The sequence below is a fragment of the Pseudomonas sp. CK-NBRI-02 genome (genome assembly GCF_008124495.1).
GTDB lineage: Bacteria > Pseudomonadota > Gammaproteobacteria > Pseudomonadales > Pseudomonadaceae > Aquipseudomonas > Aquipseudomonas guariconensis.
Genome location: NZ_VSJH01000031.1, coordinates 69,260 through 84,033, shown reverse-complemented (window position 1 = coordinate 84,033; position 14,774 = coordinate 69,260). Strand labels below are relative to the sequence as shown.

Below are 14,774 nucleotides of genomic sequence, written 5' to 3'. Positions count from 1 at the left end.
GGGTAAACCCGCTTCCACGGGGGCCAGTGTGTCATTTCAGAAAAGGTTTACACCGTGCATTCCACCGACGTGATCATCATCGGCGCCGGCGCCGCCGGCCTGATGTGCGCCCAGCTCACCGCCCGCCGAGGACGCCGGGTGCTGGTGCTCGACCACGCCAACAAGCCGGGCAAGAAGATCCTCATGTCCGGGGGCGGTCGCTGCAACTTCACCAACATGTACACCGAGCCCGCCAACTTCCTCTCGCAGAACACGCACTTCTGCAAGTCGGCCCTGGCCCGCTATACCCAGTGGGATTTCATCGAACTGGTGTGCAAGCACGGCGTGCCTTACCACGAGAAGAAACTTGGCCAGCTGTTCTGCGACAACAAGTCCAGCGACATCCTCGACATGTTGCTCGCCGAATGCGACGAGGCCGGGGCCCAGATACGCCTGCAGACCAGCATCGAGCAGATCGAGAAGACCGCCGAAGGCTATTGTCTGCAAACCTCCGCAGGCCCGTTCGCCTGCCAGTCCCTGGTGATCGCCACCGGCGGCCTGTCGATCCCGACCCTGGGCGCTACCGGCTTTGGCTACCAGGTCGCCCGTCAGTTCGGCCATACCCTGCTGCCGACCCGCGCGGGTCTGGTGCCCTTCACCATCACCGAGCCTCAACTCAAGGCCCTGTGCACCGAGCTCTCCGGCACCGCACTGGACTGCGTCGCCAGTTGCAACGGCACCAGTTTTCGGGAAAACCTGTTGTTCACCCACCGCGGCCTGAGTGGCCCGGCGATCCTGCAGATTTCCTCGTTCTGGGAGGCGGGCGATACCGTGGAGATCAACCTGTTGCCCGATCGAGACGCCCTCAGTTGGCTGCAACAGCAGCAGGCCGAACGCCCCAACAGCGAGCTGAAGACGCTGCTGGGCGAGGTTTTCACCCGCAAGCTGGCCAATCTGCTGGCCGAGCAATGGTTCGTGTCCAAGCCGATGAAGCAGTACACCCCGGCCGAACTGGCCCAGGTGGCGGACAAGCTGTCGGCCTGGCAACTGGTGCCGGCCGGTACCGAAGGCTATCGCACCGCGGAGGTGACCCTCGGCGGCGTCGATACCCGCGAGGTGTCTTCAAAGACCATGGAATCCCTCAAGAGTCCTGGGCTGTACTTCATCGGCGAAGTGCTCGATGTCACGGGCCACCTGGGCGGGTTCAATTTCCAGTGGGCATGGGCCTCGGCCAACGCTGCAGCGCAGTTCGTGTAGAGTAGAATCCTTTCAGCAGCACGGAACGCTTCTTGCTGGTCTGTGCTGAGGTGCCGATTTTCTGGGGCTGCTGCGCGGCCCACTATGAATGGCGCCAAGGTATTCATTCGATCACTGCCCAGGGCCATCATGTCATCGAGCTCGTTCCGCCATTCATTGCGTCGTTTGTGGGGCCAAGACAAGTTCAGCTACAGCATCAGGGTAACGATCGCACTCACCGGCAGCCTGGCGCTTTGCTGGTACCAGGACGAAATGGCGCTGTTGATCCCGCTGTTCCTCGGCATCATCGCCAGCGCCCTCGCCGAGACCGACGACGGCTGGCAAGGCCGCCTGAGCGCCCTGGCCGTTACCTTGGTGTGTTTCGCCATCGCCGCCTTGTCGGTGGAGCTGCTGTTCCCCTACCCCTGGATCTTCGCTGGCGCACTGGCCCTGGCAGCCTTCGCCCTGACCATGCTCGGCGCCTTGGGCGAACGCTACGGCGCCATCGCCTCGGCGACGTTGATCCTCTCGGTGTACACCATGATCGGCGTGGACCAGCGCGGCGGGCAGGTCAGCGATTTCTGGCACGAACCGTTGCTGCTGGTGGCCGGTGCGGCGTGGTATGGCCTGCTCTCGGTCCTGTGGCAGGCGCTGTTCTCCAACCAGCCGGTGCAGCAGAGCCTGGCGAAGTTGTTCATGGAGCTTGGCCGCTACCTCAAGCTCAAGGCCAACCTGTTCGAGCCGATCCGCAACCTGGACCTGGAAGCCCGCCGCCTGGAACTGGCCCAGCAAAATGGCAAAGTAGTGGCGGCGCTGAACGCAGCCAAGGAAATCATCCTGCACCGGGTTGGCAACAGCCAGCCGAACGCCAAGGTCAGCCGTTATTTGAAGCTGTACTTTCTGGCTCAGGACATCCATGAGCGGGTCAGTGCCTCGCACTATCCCTACAACGCACTGGCCGAAGCGTTCTTCCACAGCGATGTGATGTTCCGCTGCCAGCGCCTGCTGCGCCAGCAAGGCTCGGCCTGCCAGCAACTGTCCCACTCGATCCGCCTGCGCCAGCCGTTCGTCTACGGCGGCGGGTTCGCCGAAGCGCTGGAAGACCTCAACGCCTCCCTGGAACACTTGCGCCAGCAAAGCAATCCAGCCTGGCGCGGCCTGTTGCGCTCTTTGCGGGCGCTGGCCGGCAACCTGGCGACCCTGGACCGCCTGCTGGGCGCCGCCAGCAACCCCGACAGTCTGGCCGATGCCAGCGACAGCAGCCTGCTCGACCGCTCGCCACGCAACCTCAAGGATGTCTGGAGCCGCCTGCGCACGCAGCTGACGCCCACTTCGCTGTTGTTCCGCCATGCCCTGCGCCTGTCCCTGGCGCTGTCGGTGGGCTACGGCATGGTGCACCTGATCCACCCGACCCAAGGCTACTGGATCATCCTGACTACCCTGTTCGTCTGCCAGCCCAACTATGGTGCGACCCGCCGCAAGCTGGTGCAGCGCGTAGTGGGCACGGCTGTCGGCCTCACGGTGGGCTGGGCGCTGTTCGACCTGTTCCCCAGCCCGGTCATCCAGTCGATGTTCGCGGTGGTCGCCGGGGTGGTGTTCTTCGTCAACCGAACCACCCGCTATACCTTGGCCACGGCGGCGATCACCCTGATGGTACTGTTCTGCTTCAACCAGATCGGCGATGGCTACGGCCTGTTCCTGCCACGCCTGTTCGATACCCTCGTGGGCAGCCTGATTGCCATCCTGGCGGTGTTCCTGTTCCTGCCGGATTGGCAGGGGCGGCGCCTGAACAAAGTGCTGGCCAATACGCTGACCTGCGCCAGTGCCTACCTGCGCCAGATCATGCAGCAATATGCCCATGGCAAGCGCGACGACCTGGCCTATCGCCTGGCCCGGCGCAACGCCCACAACGCCGATGCGGCACTGTCGACCACACTGGCCAACATGCTCATGGAGCCTGGGCACTTCCGTAAGGAAGCCGATGTGGGCTTCCGCTTCCTGGTGCTCTCGCACACCCTGCTCAGCTACCTCTCCGGGCTCGGTGCACACCGCGACACGGCGCTGCCGCCGGAGGTTCACGAGCAGTTGATCGATGGCGCCGGCCAGAGCCTGGCCAACAGCCTCGATGAGATCGCCAATGGACTGGCCGCCCGCCTGCCCGTGGCCATCCACAGCGATGCCGAGGAAGCCCTGGCCGGCGCCTTGGAACAGATGCCCGAAGAGTTGGACGAACATCAGCGTCTGGTGCAAACCCAACTGGCGCTGATCTGCCGCCAACTCGGGCCGCTGCGTACCCTGGCGGCGCACCTGATCAAGGAAAGCCCAACGGGCTGACGCTCCCAGGCCAACCCGCTCTTGAAGCCAGAGGGCGCTGAGGCGGATCAGAACCCGTGTTGGCGCAACAGACGGGCATAGCTGCCATCGGCCTTCATCGCGGCGATGGCGCGGTCGAAGCGCTCGATGATCTGCTGATGATGGGGATGCTTGAGGCTGACGAGGATGTGCAGGTTGTTTTCGCCCAACGCGGGCTCTACGAAGGTCACGGCCTCACGCACCTCCTTCGGCTCGCGTTGCAGGCTGTAGCGCGCGACGAATTCGTCCTCCACCGTCAGGTCGACCCTGCCCGCCGCCAGCATGCGCACCGCCGAGGAGAAGTTGCGCACCGCCACCTTGTGCAAACGGGCGTCGGCGTCGAATTCCGGGGAATAGGCGTAATCGCGTACCACGGCAATGGAATAGTCGTAGAGGTCGGCCAGCTGACGGTAGCTCAAAGGCGTATCTTGCGGCCTGAGCAGGCGGATGCGGTTGACCAGATAGGGTTTGGAAAATGCGCCCAGACGCGTGCGCGAGTCGTTGTACCAGGTGTTGACCAAGATGTCGTAGCGGCCTTCGCCGATACCCATCAAGGCCCTGGCCCAGGGCACCTGCTCGACATTGCTGATGTAGCCAGCACGGGTCAGTGCCGCGGTGACGATGTTGGTGGCCAGGCCGCCGCCGGGCAAGTCGCTGTCTGTGAACGGCGGCCAACTGTCGGCCACAAGACGCAACTTCTCGGCCGCCACGGCGGGAGTGACCAGCACGATCAACAGTAAACCAAGCGCGCAAAGCAATGGCCGCATGCTCGAGTCCTTTCGCAGGTGGGTGATCCACTCTGATGGTGGCGATCCGCACTACTACAGGATGGGCAGATTACACAAAGCCCTCTCGGACGGCAGCCGACAAATGACATCAAATAGCCTCTATTTTGGCCGAATGCAGTTGAAGCCGTTTTTGGGCAATGTCTGACTCGTCGCCAGCGCCGGGATTTGCGATGATCGACCGCCCCTTCAAAGAGTTCATACCCATGTCCATCGAGTGGATCTGCAAGCACCATACCGACCTTGGCAAGGAGCAACTCTATGCCATCCTGCAGTTGCGCACTGAAGTCTTCGTGGTGGAGCAGCAATGCGCCTACCAGGAGGTCGACGGCCAGGACCTTTGCGCAGATACGCTGCACTTGATGGGTTGGGAACAAGACCGCTTGGTGGCCTACCTGCGCCTGCTCGACCCCCAATCCCAAGGCGGCGACGTGGTCATTGGCCGGGTGGTAACCGCCCCCGCCGCGCGCGGTGGCGGCCTGGGCCATCAGCTGTTGCTCAAGGGGCTGGAGTGCGCCGAGCACTGCTGGCCTGGGACACCGATCTACCTGTCGGCCCAGGCACATCTGCAGGCCTACTATGCGCGGCATGGATTCGAGGTGGCGGGAGAGCAGTACCTGGAGGATGGCATTGCGCATATCGGTATGCGCAAGGCTTGAGGCGAGAGGGCATCGAGCGGCTGGGGCGCTCAGGTCATGGATACCCCAGCACGTCCCTGATCTTGCGCAGGTGCTGGATGATCCACTGCTTGTCGATGGCACCCCAATCGTGGATGCGGTAGTGCCCGGCGTGATTACGCGCCCCGGCCTGCTGCTCGAATTCACAAACGATATCCAGGTCGGCCAGTGCGGCGATGGTGTCCTGTGCGGTGCGACGAGGCATGCCGGTAGCCTCCATCAGCGCCGGAACACTGGTTGCGGTCTGGCTGTCGATCAACCAGGCCACATAGAGACGCCGGTAGAAACTGCTCTTGGTCTTGCTCACATCCATGCTGCTCGATCCTCAGGTGGTGCCCGGCAGCTCCTGGTAGGTCAGGTAGACGCGCAGGTCGAATTCCAATTGATGATAGTCCGGCTCCATGTGCTGACAGAGCTGGTAGAACGCCTTGTTGTGGTCCCGCTCGCGCAGGTGCGCCAACTCGTGCACCACGATCATGCGTAGAAACTGGGGCGCCGCGTCCTTGAACAGCGAGGCGATGCGGATTTCCATCTTGGCCTTGAGTTTGCCGCCCTGCACACGGGAGACAGCAGTGTTCAGGCCCAAGGCGCGATGGGTCAGATCCAGGCGGTTGTCGAACAGCACCTTGTCCAGATTCGGCGCACTGCGCAGGTATTGCTGTTTCAAGTCCTGGGCATAGCTGTACAGCGCTTTGTCGCTCTGTACGTCGTGTCGATCCGGGTAGCGCTGGCGCAGGTAATCGCCCAGGCGATCGGAGGCGATTATCTGGCGGACCTGCTCTTGCAGGTGAGGCGGGTAGGCTTGCAGGTAGCGTAATGCGGTCATTGCACGGCGTTCAGCGAGAAGAACCGCGAGTGTATCCGATCCGCATCCAATATGAACGAGGGGCCGTTTCGCCAGCGCGAAACGGCCCCTCGTTCATGGCAGGATCAGTTGACCTTGGCGGCCAGCTCACCTTTGGCGTAACGCTGGAACATGCCCTCCAGGGAGATCGGCTTGATCTTGGAGGCGTTGCCGGCGGTACCGAAGGCTTCGTAACGGGCGATGCAGACATCACGCATGGCCTTCACGGTCTCGGCGAAGAACTTGCGTGGGTCGAACTCGCTCGGGTGCTGAGCCATGTAGCGACGGATGGCACCCGTGGAGGCCAGGCGCAGGTCGGTATCGATGTTGACCTTGCGCACGCCGTACTTGATGCCTTCGACGATTTCTTCGACCGGCACGCCGTAGGTTTCCTTGATGTCACCGCCGTATTCGTTGATGACCTTCAGCCATTCCTGCGGCACCGAGGAAGAACCGTGCATGACCAGGTGGGTGTTGGGAATGCGCTTGTGGATTTCCTTGATCCGGTCGATGGCCAGGATGTCACCGGTTGGCGGCTTGGTGAACTTGTAGGCGCCGTGGCTGGTGCCGATGGCGATGGCCAGGGCGTCGACCTGGGTCTTCTTGACGAAGTCGGCGGCTTCTTCCGGGTCGGTCAGCATCTGGCTGTGATCCAGAGTGCCTTCGGCGCCGATACCATCTTCTTCACCGGCTTGGCCGGTTTCCAGGCTGCCCAGGCAACCCAGTTCGCCTTCGACGGACACGCCGCAGGCGTGGGCGAATGCCACGGTCTGCTGAGTGACGCGAACGTTGTACTCGTAGTCGGACGGGGTCTTGCCGTCTTCCTTGAGCGAGCCGTCCATCATCACCGAGCTGAAGCCCAGCTGGATGGAACGCTGGCAGACGTCAGGGCTGGTGCCGTGATCCTGGTGCATGCACACCGGGATGTGCGGGAACTCTTCGATCGCCGCCAGGATCAGGTGACGCAGGAACGGGGCACCAGCGTACTTGCGGGCGCCGGCCGAGGCCTGGACGATGACCGGGGAGTCGGTGGCATCCGCAGCTTCCATGATGGCGCGCATCTGCTCGAGGTTGTTGACGTTGAAAGCCGGAACGCCGTAGCCGAACTCGGCGGCGTGGTCCAGCATCTGGCGCATGCTAATGAGTGCCATTGTGTATCTCTCTCCCGACAAGCGTCGTTGTTTCGTGCAAGCCTGCCGCAGGGGCGGTTGCTGTTCAAGTAGTGTGGGCCACCGTCGCGGCCCGGCCAGTCACGGTGCCTTGCAGCCCCGCCCAATCAGATCGTTGGTCGCCACCCAATACACCAGGCCTTCGTCGCCCTTGGCGTGGAAGGCAAGTACCCCGTCGCTGTACAGCGCGCCCGAGGCGCCCGGCTCGGACTTGAGCCGGTAGACCTGGTCGCCGCCGCCTAGGCGTACGTCGACCGCATCCTGGCTCGCATCGGCGAATCGCCAGAGCACTTCGGCCTGGCTGTCGCAGACCCAGCGGGTCCAGTTGTCCGCCGGAGCGGATGGGGCCGGTTGCAGCAGCGAGCATCCTGCCAGGGTCGCCAGGGCCAATGCGGCCAGAAGCGCTTTCATCCAAAAACCTCGTCGTGGATCCGCTACGCGGCCCCTAATCCAAGACCACAAAACCCAACCTTGGTTGCCTGGCGCCCGATCAAGGGCAGCCCGGCGCCTGGCGCTGGTGTTCGTCGTCGTACTTTTCCAGGCCCTCCGGGCCCATGCGCTTGTTGATGACCGGCGCGGTTTCCGCCTGCCACTGAGACTGGTAGCAGCCGCCCTTGGGCGGCTGCGACGGCTCGGTATCGGCAGACTTGCTGGAGCAGGCGCCCAGCAACAGGGCCAGGATCATCACAGGCAATTGCTTGACCATCAGGTCGCTCCCTTTGCCAGGCGCCGCCATACTCAGGCCTTGGCCCGCTCTTCCAGGATAGCCACGGCGGGCAGGACCTTGCCTTCGACGAATTCGAGGAACGCGCCGCCACCGGTAGAAATGTAGGAGATATCAGCGCCTACGCCATATTTGTCGATGGCCGCCAGGGTGTCACCGCCACCGGCGATGGAGAAGGCGGCGCTGTCGGCGATGGCCTTGGCCAGCACTTTGGTGCCGTTGCCGAACTGGTCGAACTCGAACACGCCGACCGGGCCGTTCCACAGAATGGTCTTGGACGACTTGAGCAGCTCGGCGAACTGTTCGGCAGTCTTCGGGCCGATATCCAGGATCATGTCGTCATCGGCCACATCGGCGATGGACTTGACGGTGGCTTCGGCGCTCTCGGCGAACTCCTTGGCAACCACTACGTCCACCGGCAGCGGCACGCTGACCTTGGCGGCGATCGCCTTGGCGGTGTCGACCAGGTCAGGTTCGTACAGCGACTTGCCGACCTTGTGGCCCGCCGCGGCGAGGAAGGTGTTGGCGATGCCGCCACCGACGATCAGTTGATCGCAGACCGTGCTCAGGCTGTTGAGCACATCCAGCTTGGTGGAGACCTTGGAGCCGGCGACGATGGCGGCCATCGGTTTGGCCGGGGCTTTCAGGGCCTTGCCCAGGGCATCGAGTTCGGCCGCCAGCAGCGGGCCTGCAGCCGCAACCTTGGCGAACTTGGCAACCCCGTGGGTCGAACCCTCGGCGCGGTGGGCGGTACCGAAGGCATCCATGACGAATACGTCGCACAGGGCGGCGTACTTTTGCGCCAGCTCGTCGGCGTTCTTCTTCTCGCCCTTGTTGAAGCGCACGTTCTCGAACAGCACCAGATCACCGGCCTTGACCTCGACACCGTCCAGGTAGTCAGCGACCAGCGGCACGTCGCGGCCCAGGGCCTTGCTCAGGTAATCAGCCACCGGCTTGAGGCTGTTCTCGGCGGAGAACTCGCCTTCGGTGGGGCGACCCAGGTGCGAGCAGACCATGACGGCAGCACCCTTCTCAAGGGCCAGCTTGATGGTCGGCAGCGCGGCCAGGATACGCGCATCGCTGGCTACCACACCGTCTTTCACAGGGACGTTGAGGTCTTCGCGGATCAGTACGCGCTTACCTTGCAGGTCGAGGTCGGTCATCTTCAACACGGTCATGAATGCAGTCCTTCAGGGCTGTTTGGTGCGGGTTTGGTGGACGACGTGCAGGAAATGACCGGCAACGTCGAGCATACGGTTGGCGAACCCCCATTCGTTGTCGAACCAGGCCAGCAGGTTCACCAGGCGGGGGCCGGAAACACGGGTCTGGCTGGCATCGACGATGGCCGAATGCGGGTCATGGTTGAAATCACAACTGGCGTGGGGCAGCTCGGTATAGGCCAGCAGCCCTTTCAGCGGGCCGTTCAGCGCAGCCTCGCGCAACACCCGGTTGACCTCTGCCGCGCTGGTATCACGGGCGGTCTGCAGGGTGATGTCCAGGCACGAGACGTTGACGGTCGGCACGCGTACGGCTTTGGCCTGGATTCGACCGGCAAGTTCCGGAAGCAGGCGCTCGATGCCGCGCGCCAGACCAGTGGACACCGGGATCACCGACTGGAATGCCGAACGGGTGCGGCGCAGGTCCTCATGGTGATAGGCATCGATCACCGGCTGGTCGTTCATCGCCGAGTGAATGGTGGTGATCGACACATACTCGATGCCAAACGCCTGGTCCAGCACGCGCAACAGCGGCACGCCGCAGTTGGTGGTACAGGAGGCGTTGGACACCAGGCGCTCCTCGCCGCTCAGGCAGTCCTGGTTAATGCCATAGACCACCGTGGCGTCGACATCCGCTTCACTGGACATCGGCTGGGAGAACAGCACCCGCGGCGCGCCGGCATCGAGAAAGCGCTGGGCATCGGCACGAGTGTTGTAGGCCCCGGAGCACTCCAGCACCAGATCGACGCCCAGCGCCGCCCAGTCGATGCCCTCCGGGATGGCGCTGCGCAGGACCTTCACACAGTCGCCATTGATGTGCAGGCAGTCGCCGTCAACCCTCACCTCGCCAGGGAATCGCCCGTGGGTGGAGTCGAAACGGGTCAAGTATTCGAGGCTGGCCTGATCGGCCAGGTCGTTCAGCGCGACGATCTCGAAGCCAGCGTCCGCTCCTCGCTCGAACAGTGCGCGCAAGACACAACGACCGATACGGCCGTAACCGTTGAGTGCAACTTTGTAGGGACGCGGATGGGGCATTCGATACTCACGGAACAGATCTATTGTCAGCAGCCTGCGGGATTGCGGTGTGGCATTCGCAGGCAAGCCCGCTCCCACAGGGATACACGACCACCGTGGGAGCGGGCTTGCCCGCGAATCGGGGCGACACCGCCCGCAGATCCTTACATCAGTCTTCCAGCAGCTCTTCAGCGGTACCCAGAATGTTCTCCAGGGTGAAGCCGAATTCCTCGAACAGTGCGGAGGCCGGCGCCGACTCACCGTAGGTGGTCATACCGATGACGCGGCCTTCCAGGCCCACGTACTTGTACCAGAAGTCCGCGTGGGCAGCCTCGATGGCGATACGCGCACCGACTTCCAGCGGTAGAACGGACTGCTTGTAGGCGGCGTCCTGGGCGTCGAACACGCTGGTGCACGGCATGGAAACCACACGCACCTTGCGGCCCTGCTCGGTCAGCTTGGCATGCGCCTGGACCGCCAGCCCCACTTCGGAACCGGTGGCGATCAGCAGCAGCTCAGGCTCGCCGGCGCAATCCTTGAGGATGTAGCCGCCGCGGCTGATGTTGGCGATCTGCTGGGCATCGCGCTCCTGGTGCTGCAGGTTCTGACGGGAGAAGATCAACGCCGATGGGCCGTCCTTGCGCTCCAGGGCCTGCTTCCAGGACACGGCGGATTCCACCGCGTCGGCTGGACGCCAAGTGTCCAGGTTCGGCGTGCTGCGCAGGCTGGTCAGCTGCTCGATCGGCTGGTGGGTCGGGCCGTCTTCGCCCAAGCCGATGGAGTCGTGGGTATAGACATGGATGACGCGCTGCTTCATCAGGGCGGACATGCGTACCGCGTTGCGGGCGTATTCCATGAACATCAGGAAGGTCGCGCCATAAGGCACCAGGCCGCCGTGCAGGGCGACGCCGTTCATGATGGCGGTCATGCCGAACTCGCGCACACCGTAGAACACGTAGTTGCCGCTGGCGTCATCGGCGCTGACGCCTTTGCAGCCTTTCCACAGGGTCAGGTTGGAGCCGGCCAGGTCAGCCGAGCCGCCGAGGAACTCAGGCAGCAGCGGGCCGAAGGCATTCAGGGCGTTCTGGCTGGCCTTGCGGCTGGCGATGGTTTCACCCTTGGCGGCGACTTCGTTGATGTAGGCCTGGGCCTTCTCGGCGAAGTCGGCCGGCAGCTCGCCGCGTTCACGGCGCTTGAACTCGGCGGCCAGCTCAGGGTAGGCCTTGGCATAGGCGTCGAAGCGCTGGTTCCAGTCGGCTTCGAGCTTGGCGCCGGCGGCTTTGGCGTCCCATTCTGCGTAGATGTCGGCCGGAATCTCGAACGGACCGTGGTTCCAGTTCAGTTCCTTGCGGGCCAGGGCGATTTCATCGTTGCCCAACGGCGCGCCGTGGCAGTCTTCCTTGCCCTGCTTGTTGGGCGAACCGAAGCCGATGATGGTCTTGCAGCAGATCAGGGTCGGGCGATCGCTCTTGCGGGCGGTCTCGATGGCAGTCTTGATCTCGTCGGCGTCATGGCCATCGACGTTGCGGATCACCTGCCAGTTGTACGCCTCGAAGCGCGCCGGGGTGTTGTCGGTGAACCAGCCGTGCACTTCGCCGTCGATGGAGATGCCGTTGTCGTCGTAGAAGGCGATCAGCTTGTTCAGGCCCAAGGTGCCGGCCAGGGACGCGACTTCGTGGGAGATACCTTCCATCATGCAGCCGTCGCCCAGGAACACGTAGGTGTGGTGGTCGACGATGGTGTGGCCTTCACGGTTGAATTGGGCCGCCAGGACTTTTTCCGCCAGGGCGAAGCCCACGGCGTTGGCGATACCCTGGCCCAGCGGGCCGGTGGTGGTCTCGACGCCTGCGGTGTAGCCGTACTCCGGGTGACCCGGCGTGCGACTGTGCAGTTGACGGAAGGCCTTGAGGTCGTCGATCGACAGGTCGTAGCCGGTCAGGTGCAGCAGCGAGTAGATGAGCATCGAGCCGTGGCCATTGGACAGCACGAAGCGGTCGCGGTCGGCGAACTTCGGATTGCTCGGGTTGTGCTTCAGGTAATCGCGCCAAAGCACTTCGGCGATATCCGCCATGCCCATGGGGGCACCTGGGTGGCCGCTGTTGGCCTTTTGCACGGCATCCATGCTGAGGGCACGAATGGCGTTGGCACGTTCACGACGGCTGGGCATCGCTGAGTCTCCTGGGGATTGAAAAGGTAGTGAAACGAAAAAGGCCGCCATTTTCGCCCACAGGCGGGGCCGGGGGCAAACTTTTCCAGCCACAGGCGACAAGCTCGACACTGCAAGCAGAGGCAGATCGGCGCCCGATCTGCTCCAACCTTGCAGCTTGCCCCCTGCAGACCGCAGCTCATCGCCAATATCAAAACTTTTTGATATTGCTATTGCTACGACAGCATCCCCTGTCTAGACTGCCGCCTCATGAACCAAAGCGCGCCCATCACCCCTCAACGCAGCGACGAGCTGGCCGCCCTGTGCAAGGCCGGCGGCGACCCGCTGCGCCTGAACGTGCTGCGCGCGCTGGCCAGCGACTCGTTTGGCGTGCTGGAGCTCGCACAGATTTTCGACATCGGCCAATCGGGCATGAGCCATCACCTCAAGGTACTGGCCCAAGCTGAACTGGTGGCCACGCGCCGCGAGGGCAATGCGATCTTCTACCGCCGCGCCTTGCCCGACAGCCTGCGCTTGGGCGGTCGCCTGCACGCAGCCCTGCTCGAAGAGGTGGACGGCCTGGCCCTGACGCAGGACGTGCAGGCCCGTATCGCCCAGGTGCAACAACGCCGCGCCGCCACCAGCCAGGACTTTTTCCTGCGCGTGGAAGAAAAGTTTCGCGCCCAGCAAGACCTGATCGCCGGCCTGCCGCAGTACCGCGACAGCCTGCTGGCTCTGCTCGACAATCTGAGTTTCGGCCCCGAGGCCAGCGCGCTGGAAGTCGGTCCAGGCGATGGCGGCTTCCTGCCGGACCTGGCACGGCGCTTCAATCAGGTCACGGCCCTGGACAACAGCTCGACCATGCTCGAATTGGCCCGCCAGGTCTGCGAGCGCGAAGGGCTGGATAATGTAAACCTGCAGTTGGCCGATGCACTGGGTGCAACGGATGTGGAAGCCGACTGCGTAGTGCTGAACATGGTATTGCACCATTTCAGCGACCCGGCCCTGGCCCTGCGCCTGCTGGCCAAACGGGTGAAAGCGGGCGGCAGCCTGCTGGTCACCGAGCTGTGTAGCCATGATCAGAGCTGGGCGCGGGAAGCCTGCGGCGATCTCTGGTTGGGCTTCGAGCAGGAAGACCTGGCCCGTTGGGCCCGGGTAGCGGGGCTAGTACCCGGGGACAGCCTCTATGTGGGCTTGCGTAACGGTTTCCAGATTCAGGTCCGCCATTTCCAGCGGACGACTGGCGACACTCACCATCGGTAAATTTTTAGGAACCCGTCGAGATGAGCGAATACTCCCTTTTCACTTCCGAGTCCGTGTCCGAAGGGCATCCGGACAAGATCGCCGACCAGATTTCGGACGCGGTCCTTGATGCAATCATCGCCCAGGACAAATACGCCCGCGTTGCTTGCGAAACCCTGGTCAAGACCGGTGTCGCCATCATTGCCGGTGAAGTGACCACCTCCGCCTGGGTCGACCTGGAGGAGTTGGTGCGCAAAGTCATCATCGACATCGGCTACAACAGCTCCGACGTCGGCTTCGACGGCGCGACCTGCGCCGTGATGAACATCATCGGCAAACAGTCGGTGGACATCGCCCAGGGCGTCGACCGCTCCAAGCCGGAAGACCAGGGTGCGGGCGACCAGGGCCTGATGTTCGGCTACGCCAGCAACGAAACCGACGTCCTGATGCCTGCCCCGATCTGCTTCTCCCATCGCCTGGTCGAGCGCCAGGCCGAAGCGCGCAAGTCCGGCCTGCTGCCGTGGCTGCGTCCGGACGCCAAGTCTCAGGTCACCTGCCGTTACGAAAACGGCAAGGTCGTGGGTATCGATGCCGTGGTCCTGTCGACCCAGCACAACCCGGAAGTCTCCTACAAAGATCTGCGTGAAGCCGTCATGGAGCTGATCGTCAAGCACACCCTGCCTGCCGAGCTGCTGCACAAGGACACCCAGTTCCACATCAACCCGACCGGCAACTTCATCATTGGTGGCCCAGTGGGCGACTGCGGCCTGACCGGTCGCAAGATCATCGTCGACTCCTACGGCGGTATGGCGCGTCACGGTGGCGGCGCGTTCTCCGGCAAGGACCCGTCCAAAGTCGACCGCTCGGCAGCCTACGCCGGCCGCTACGTGGCCAAGAACATCGTTGCCGCAGGCCTGGCCGACCGTTGCGAGATCCAGGTGTCCTACGCCATCGGCGTGGCCCAGCCGACCTCCATTTCGATCAACACCTTCGGCACCGGCAAGATCGCCGACGACAAGATCGTACAATTGGTCCGCGAGTGCTTCGACCTGCGCCCGTACGCCATCACCACCATGCTCGACCTGCTGCACCCGATGTACCAGGAAACCGCTGCCTATGGTCACTTCGGCCGTATCCCACAGCAGAAGACCGTCGGCAACGACACCTTCACCACCTTCACCTGGGAACGCACCGACCGCGTCGACGCCCTGCGCGCCGCAGCCGGCCTGTAAGGGTAAGCGGCTGATTGCATGCCGCACGCCACAGGTTGCAAAAAAAAGCCCCTGCCGAGTGATCGGCAGGGGCTTTTTCGTGACATATCGACTGACAACTCCGCCCGCCGCCCTGGCCTGCGATTGCCTAGGCTGAGCATTCCCTCCTGCCAAGCAA

13 protein-coding genes and 1 pseudogene are annotated in these 14,774 nt (G+C 63.3%); 5 read left to right on the top strand and 9 right to left on the bottom strand.

Annotated features, from left to right (window positions below; translation table 11 throughout):
• Positions 1-21: 21 nt before the first annotated feature.
• Together DQ397_RS18675 and yccS are read left to right on the top strand one after the other, a co-directional pair.
• Positions 22-1,236, top strand: a pseudogene (locus tag DQ397_RS18675) (NAD(P)/FAD-dependent oxidoreductase); the annotation flags it as partial.
• Positions 1,237-1,365: 129 nt separating this feature from the next.
• Positions 1,366-3,549 carry a YccS family putative transporter gene (yccS, locus tag DQ397_RS18670; RefSeq protein ID WP_043207349.1) on the top strand — a complete coding sequence of 728 codons (2,184 nt, stop codon included), beginning with the start codon at positions 1,366-1,368 and terminating at the stop codon, positions 3,547-3,549.
• Positions 3,550-3,596: 47 nt separating this feature from the next.
• Here the strand turns inward: yccS and DQ397_RS18665 are convergent, their stop codons facing one another.
• Positions 3,597-4,334 carry an ABC transporter substrate-binding protein gene (locus DQ397_RS18665; RefSeq protein WP_043207284.1) on the bottom strand — a complete coding sequence of 246 codons (738 nt, stop codon included), beginning with the start codon at positions 4,332-4,334 and terminating at the stop codon, positions 3,597-3,599.
• 224 nt (positions 4,335-4,558) lie between these two features.
• Here DQ397_RS18665 and DQ397_RS18660 point away from each other — a divergent pair, with 224 nt between their 5' ends.
• The gene (locus tag DQ397_RS18660; RefSeq protein WP_043207347.1) at positions 4,559-5,011 is read left to right on the top strand and encodes a GNAT family N-acetyltransferase; all 453 of its coding nucleotides are present in this window, start codon (positions 4,559-4,561) and stop codon (positions 5,009-5,011) included.
• A 34-nt stretch (positions 5,012-5,045) separates the two neighbouring features.
• On the opposite strand, the gene DQ397_RS18655 is transcribed toward DQ397_RS18660, so the two are convergent.
• The 8 genes from DQ397_RS18655 to tkt all read right to left on the bottom strand — a co-directional run bounded on the left by DQ397_RS18655 (position 5,046) and on the right by tkt (position 12,164).
• A complete protein-coding gene (locus DQ397_RS18655) occupies positions 5,046-5,342 on the bottom strand; it encodes a helix-turn-helix domain-containing protein (protein ID WP_043207283.1) in 297 nt (98 codons plus the stop codon).
• 12 nt (positions 5,343-5,354) lie between these two features.
• Positions 5,355-5,855 (bottom strand): M48 family metallopeptidase, encoded by a 501-nt coding sequence (locus tag DQ397_RS18650; protein WP_043207282.1) that lies wholly within the window; start codon positions 5,853-5,855, stop codon positions 5,355-5,357.
• Between the two features lie 104 nt (positions 5,856-5,959).
• Entirely contained in the window at positions 5,960-7,024 is a 1,065-nt protein-coding gene (gene fba / locus DQ397_RS18645) for a class II fructose-bisphosphate aldolase (protein ID WP_043207275.1), read from the bottom strand.
• 99 nt (positions 7,025-7,123) lie between these two features.
• A complete protein-coding gene (locus tag DQ397_RS18640) occupies positions 7,124-7,453 on the bottom strand; it encodes an MliC family protein (RefSeq protein WP_043207270.1) in 330 nt (109 codons plus the stop codon).
• Between the two features lie 79 nt (positions 7,454-7,532).
• Positions 7,533-7,748 carry a hypothetical protein gene (locus tag DQ397_RS18635; RefSeq protein WP_043207346.1) on the bottom strand — a complete coding sequence of 72 codons (216 nt, stop codon included), beginning with the start codon at positions 7,746-7,748 and terminating at the stop codon, positions 7,533-7,535.
• Positions 7,749-7,780: 32 nt separating this feature from the next.
• Positions 7,781-8,944 carry a phosphoglycerate kinase gene (locus DQ397_RS18630; RefSeq protein ID WP_043207267.1) on the bottom strand — a complete coding sequence of 388 codons (1,164 nt, stop codon included), beginning with the start codon at positions 8,942-8,944 and terminating at the stop codon, positions 7,781-7,783.
• Between the two features lie 12 nt (positions 8,945-8,956).
• Positions 8,957-10,018, bottom strand: a complete 1,062-nt coding sequence (epd, locus tag DQ397_RS18625) for an erythrose-4-phosphate dehydrogenase (RefSeq protein ID WP_043207260.1) — start codon at positions 10,016-10,018, stop codon at positions 8,957-8,959.
• 148 nt (positions 10,019-10,166) lie between these two features.
• Positions 10,167-12,164, bottom strand: a complete 1,998-nt coding sequence (gene tkt, locus DQ397_RS18620) for a transketolase (RefSeq protein ID WP_043207258.1) — start codon at positions 12,162-12,164, stop codon at positions 10,167-10,169.
• A 249-nt stretch (positions 12,165-12,413) separates the two neighbouring features.
• Between tkt and DQ397_RS18615 the strand changes: the two genes are divergently transcribed.
• Positions 12,414-13,406 carry a metalloregulator ArsR/SmtB family transcription factor gene (locus tag DQ397_RS18615; protein ID WP_043207256.1) on the top strand — a complete coding sequence of 331 codons (993 nt, stop codon included), beginning with the start codon at positions 12,414-12,416 and terminating at the stop codon, positions 13,404-13,406.
• A gap of 20 nt (positions 13,407-13,426) precedes the next feature.
• Positions 13,427-14,617, top strand: a complete 1,191-nt coding sequence (metK, locus tag DQ397_RS18610; RefSeq protein ID WP_043207253.1) for a methionine adenosyltransferase — start codon at positions 13,427-13,429, stop codon at positions 14,615-14,617.
• The last annotated feature ends 157 nt before the right edge of the window (positions 14,618-14,774 follow it).

Bases quoted from the DNA above. Each gene is read 5' to 3' on its own strand.
- yccS (WP_043207349.1), top strand. From the start codon at position 1,366: ATGTCATCGAGCTCGTTCCGCCATTCATTGCGTCGTTTGTGGGGCCAA.
- DQ397_RS18665 (WP_043207284.1), bottom strand. From the start codon at position 4,334: ATGCGGCCATTGCTTTGCGCGCTTGGTTTACTGTTGATCGTGCTGGTC.
- DQ397_RS18660 (WP_043207347.1), top strand. From the start codon at position 4,559: ATGTCCATCGAGTGGATCTGCAAGCACCATACCGACCTTGGCAAGGAG.
- DQ397_RS18655 (WP_043207283.1), bottom strand. From the start codon at position 5,342: ATGGATGTGAGCAAGACCAAGAGCAGTTTCTACCGGCGTCTCTATGTG.
- DQ397_RS18650 (WP_043207282.1), bottom strand. From the start codon at position 5,855: ATGACCGCATTACGCTACCTGCAAGCCTACCCGCCTCACCTGCAAGAG.
- fba (WP_043207275.1), bottom strand. From the start codon at position 7,024: ATGGCACTCATTAGCATGCGCCAGATGCTGGACCACGCCGCCGAGTTC.
- DQ397_RS18640 (WP_043207270.1), bottom strand. From the start codon at position 7,453: ATGAAAGCGCTTCTGGCCGCATTGGCCCTGGCGACCCTGGCAGGATGC.
- DQ397_RS18635 (WP_043207346.1), bottom strand. From the start codon at position 7,748: ATGGTCAAGCAATTGCCTGTGATGATCCTGGCCCTGTTGCTGGGCGCC.
- DQ397_RS18630 (WP_043207267.1), bottom strand. From the start codon at position 8,944: ATGACCGTGTTGAAGATGACCGACCTCGACCTGCAAGGTAAGCGCGTA.
- epd (WP_043207260.1), bottom strand. From the start codon at position 10,018: ATGCCCCATCCGCGTCCCTACAAAGTTGCACTCAACGGTTACGGCCGT.
- tkt (WP_043207258.1), bottom strand. From the start codon at position 12,164: ATGCCCAGCCGTCGTGAACGTGCCAACGCCATTCGTGCCCTCAGCATG.
- DQ397_RS18615 (WP_043207256.1), top strand. From the start codon at position 12,414: ATGAACCAAAGCGCGCCCATCACCCCTCAACGCAGCGACGAGCTGGCC.
- metK (WP_043207253.1), top strand. From the start codon at position 13,427: ATGAGCGAATACTCCCTTTTCACTTCCGAGTCCGTGTCCGAAGGGCAT.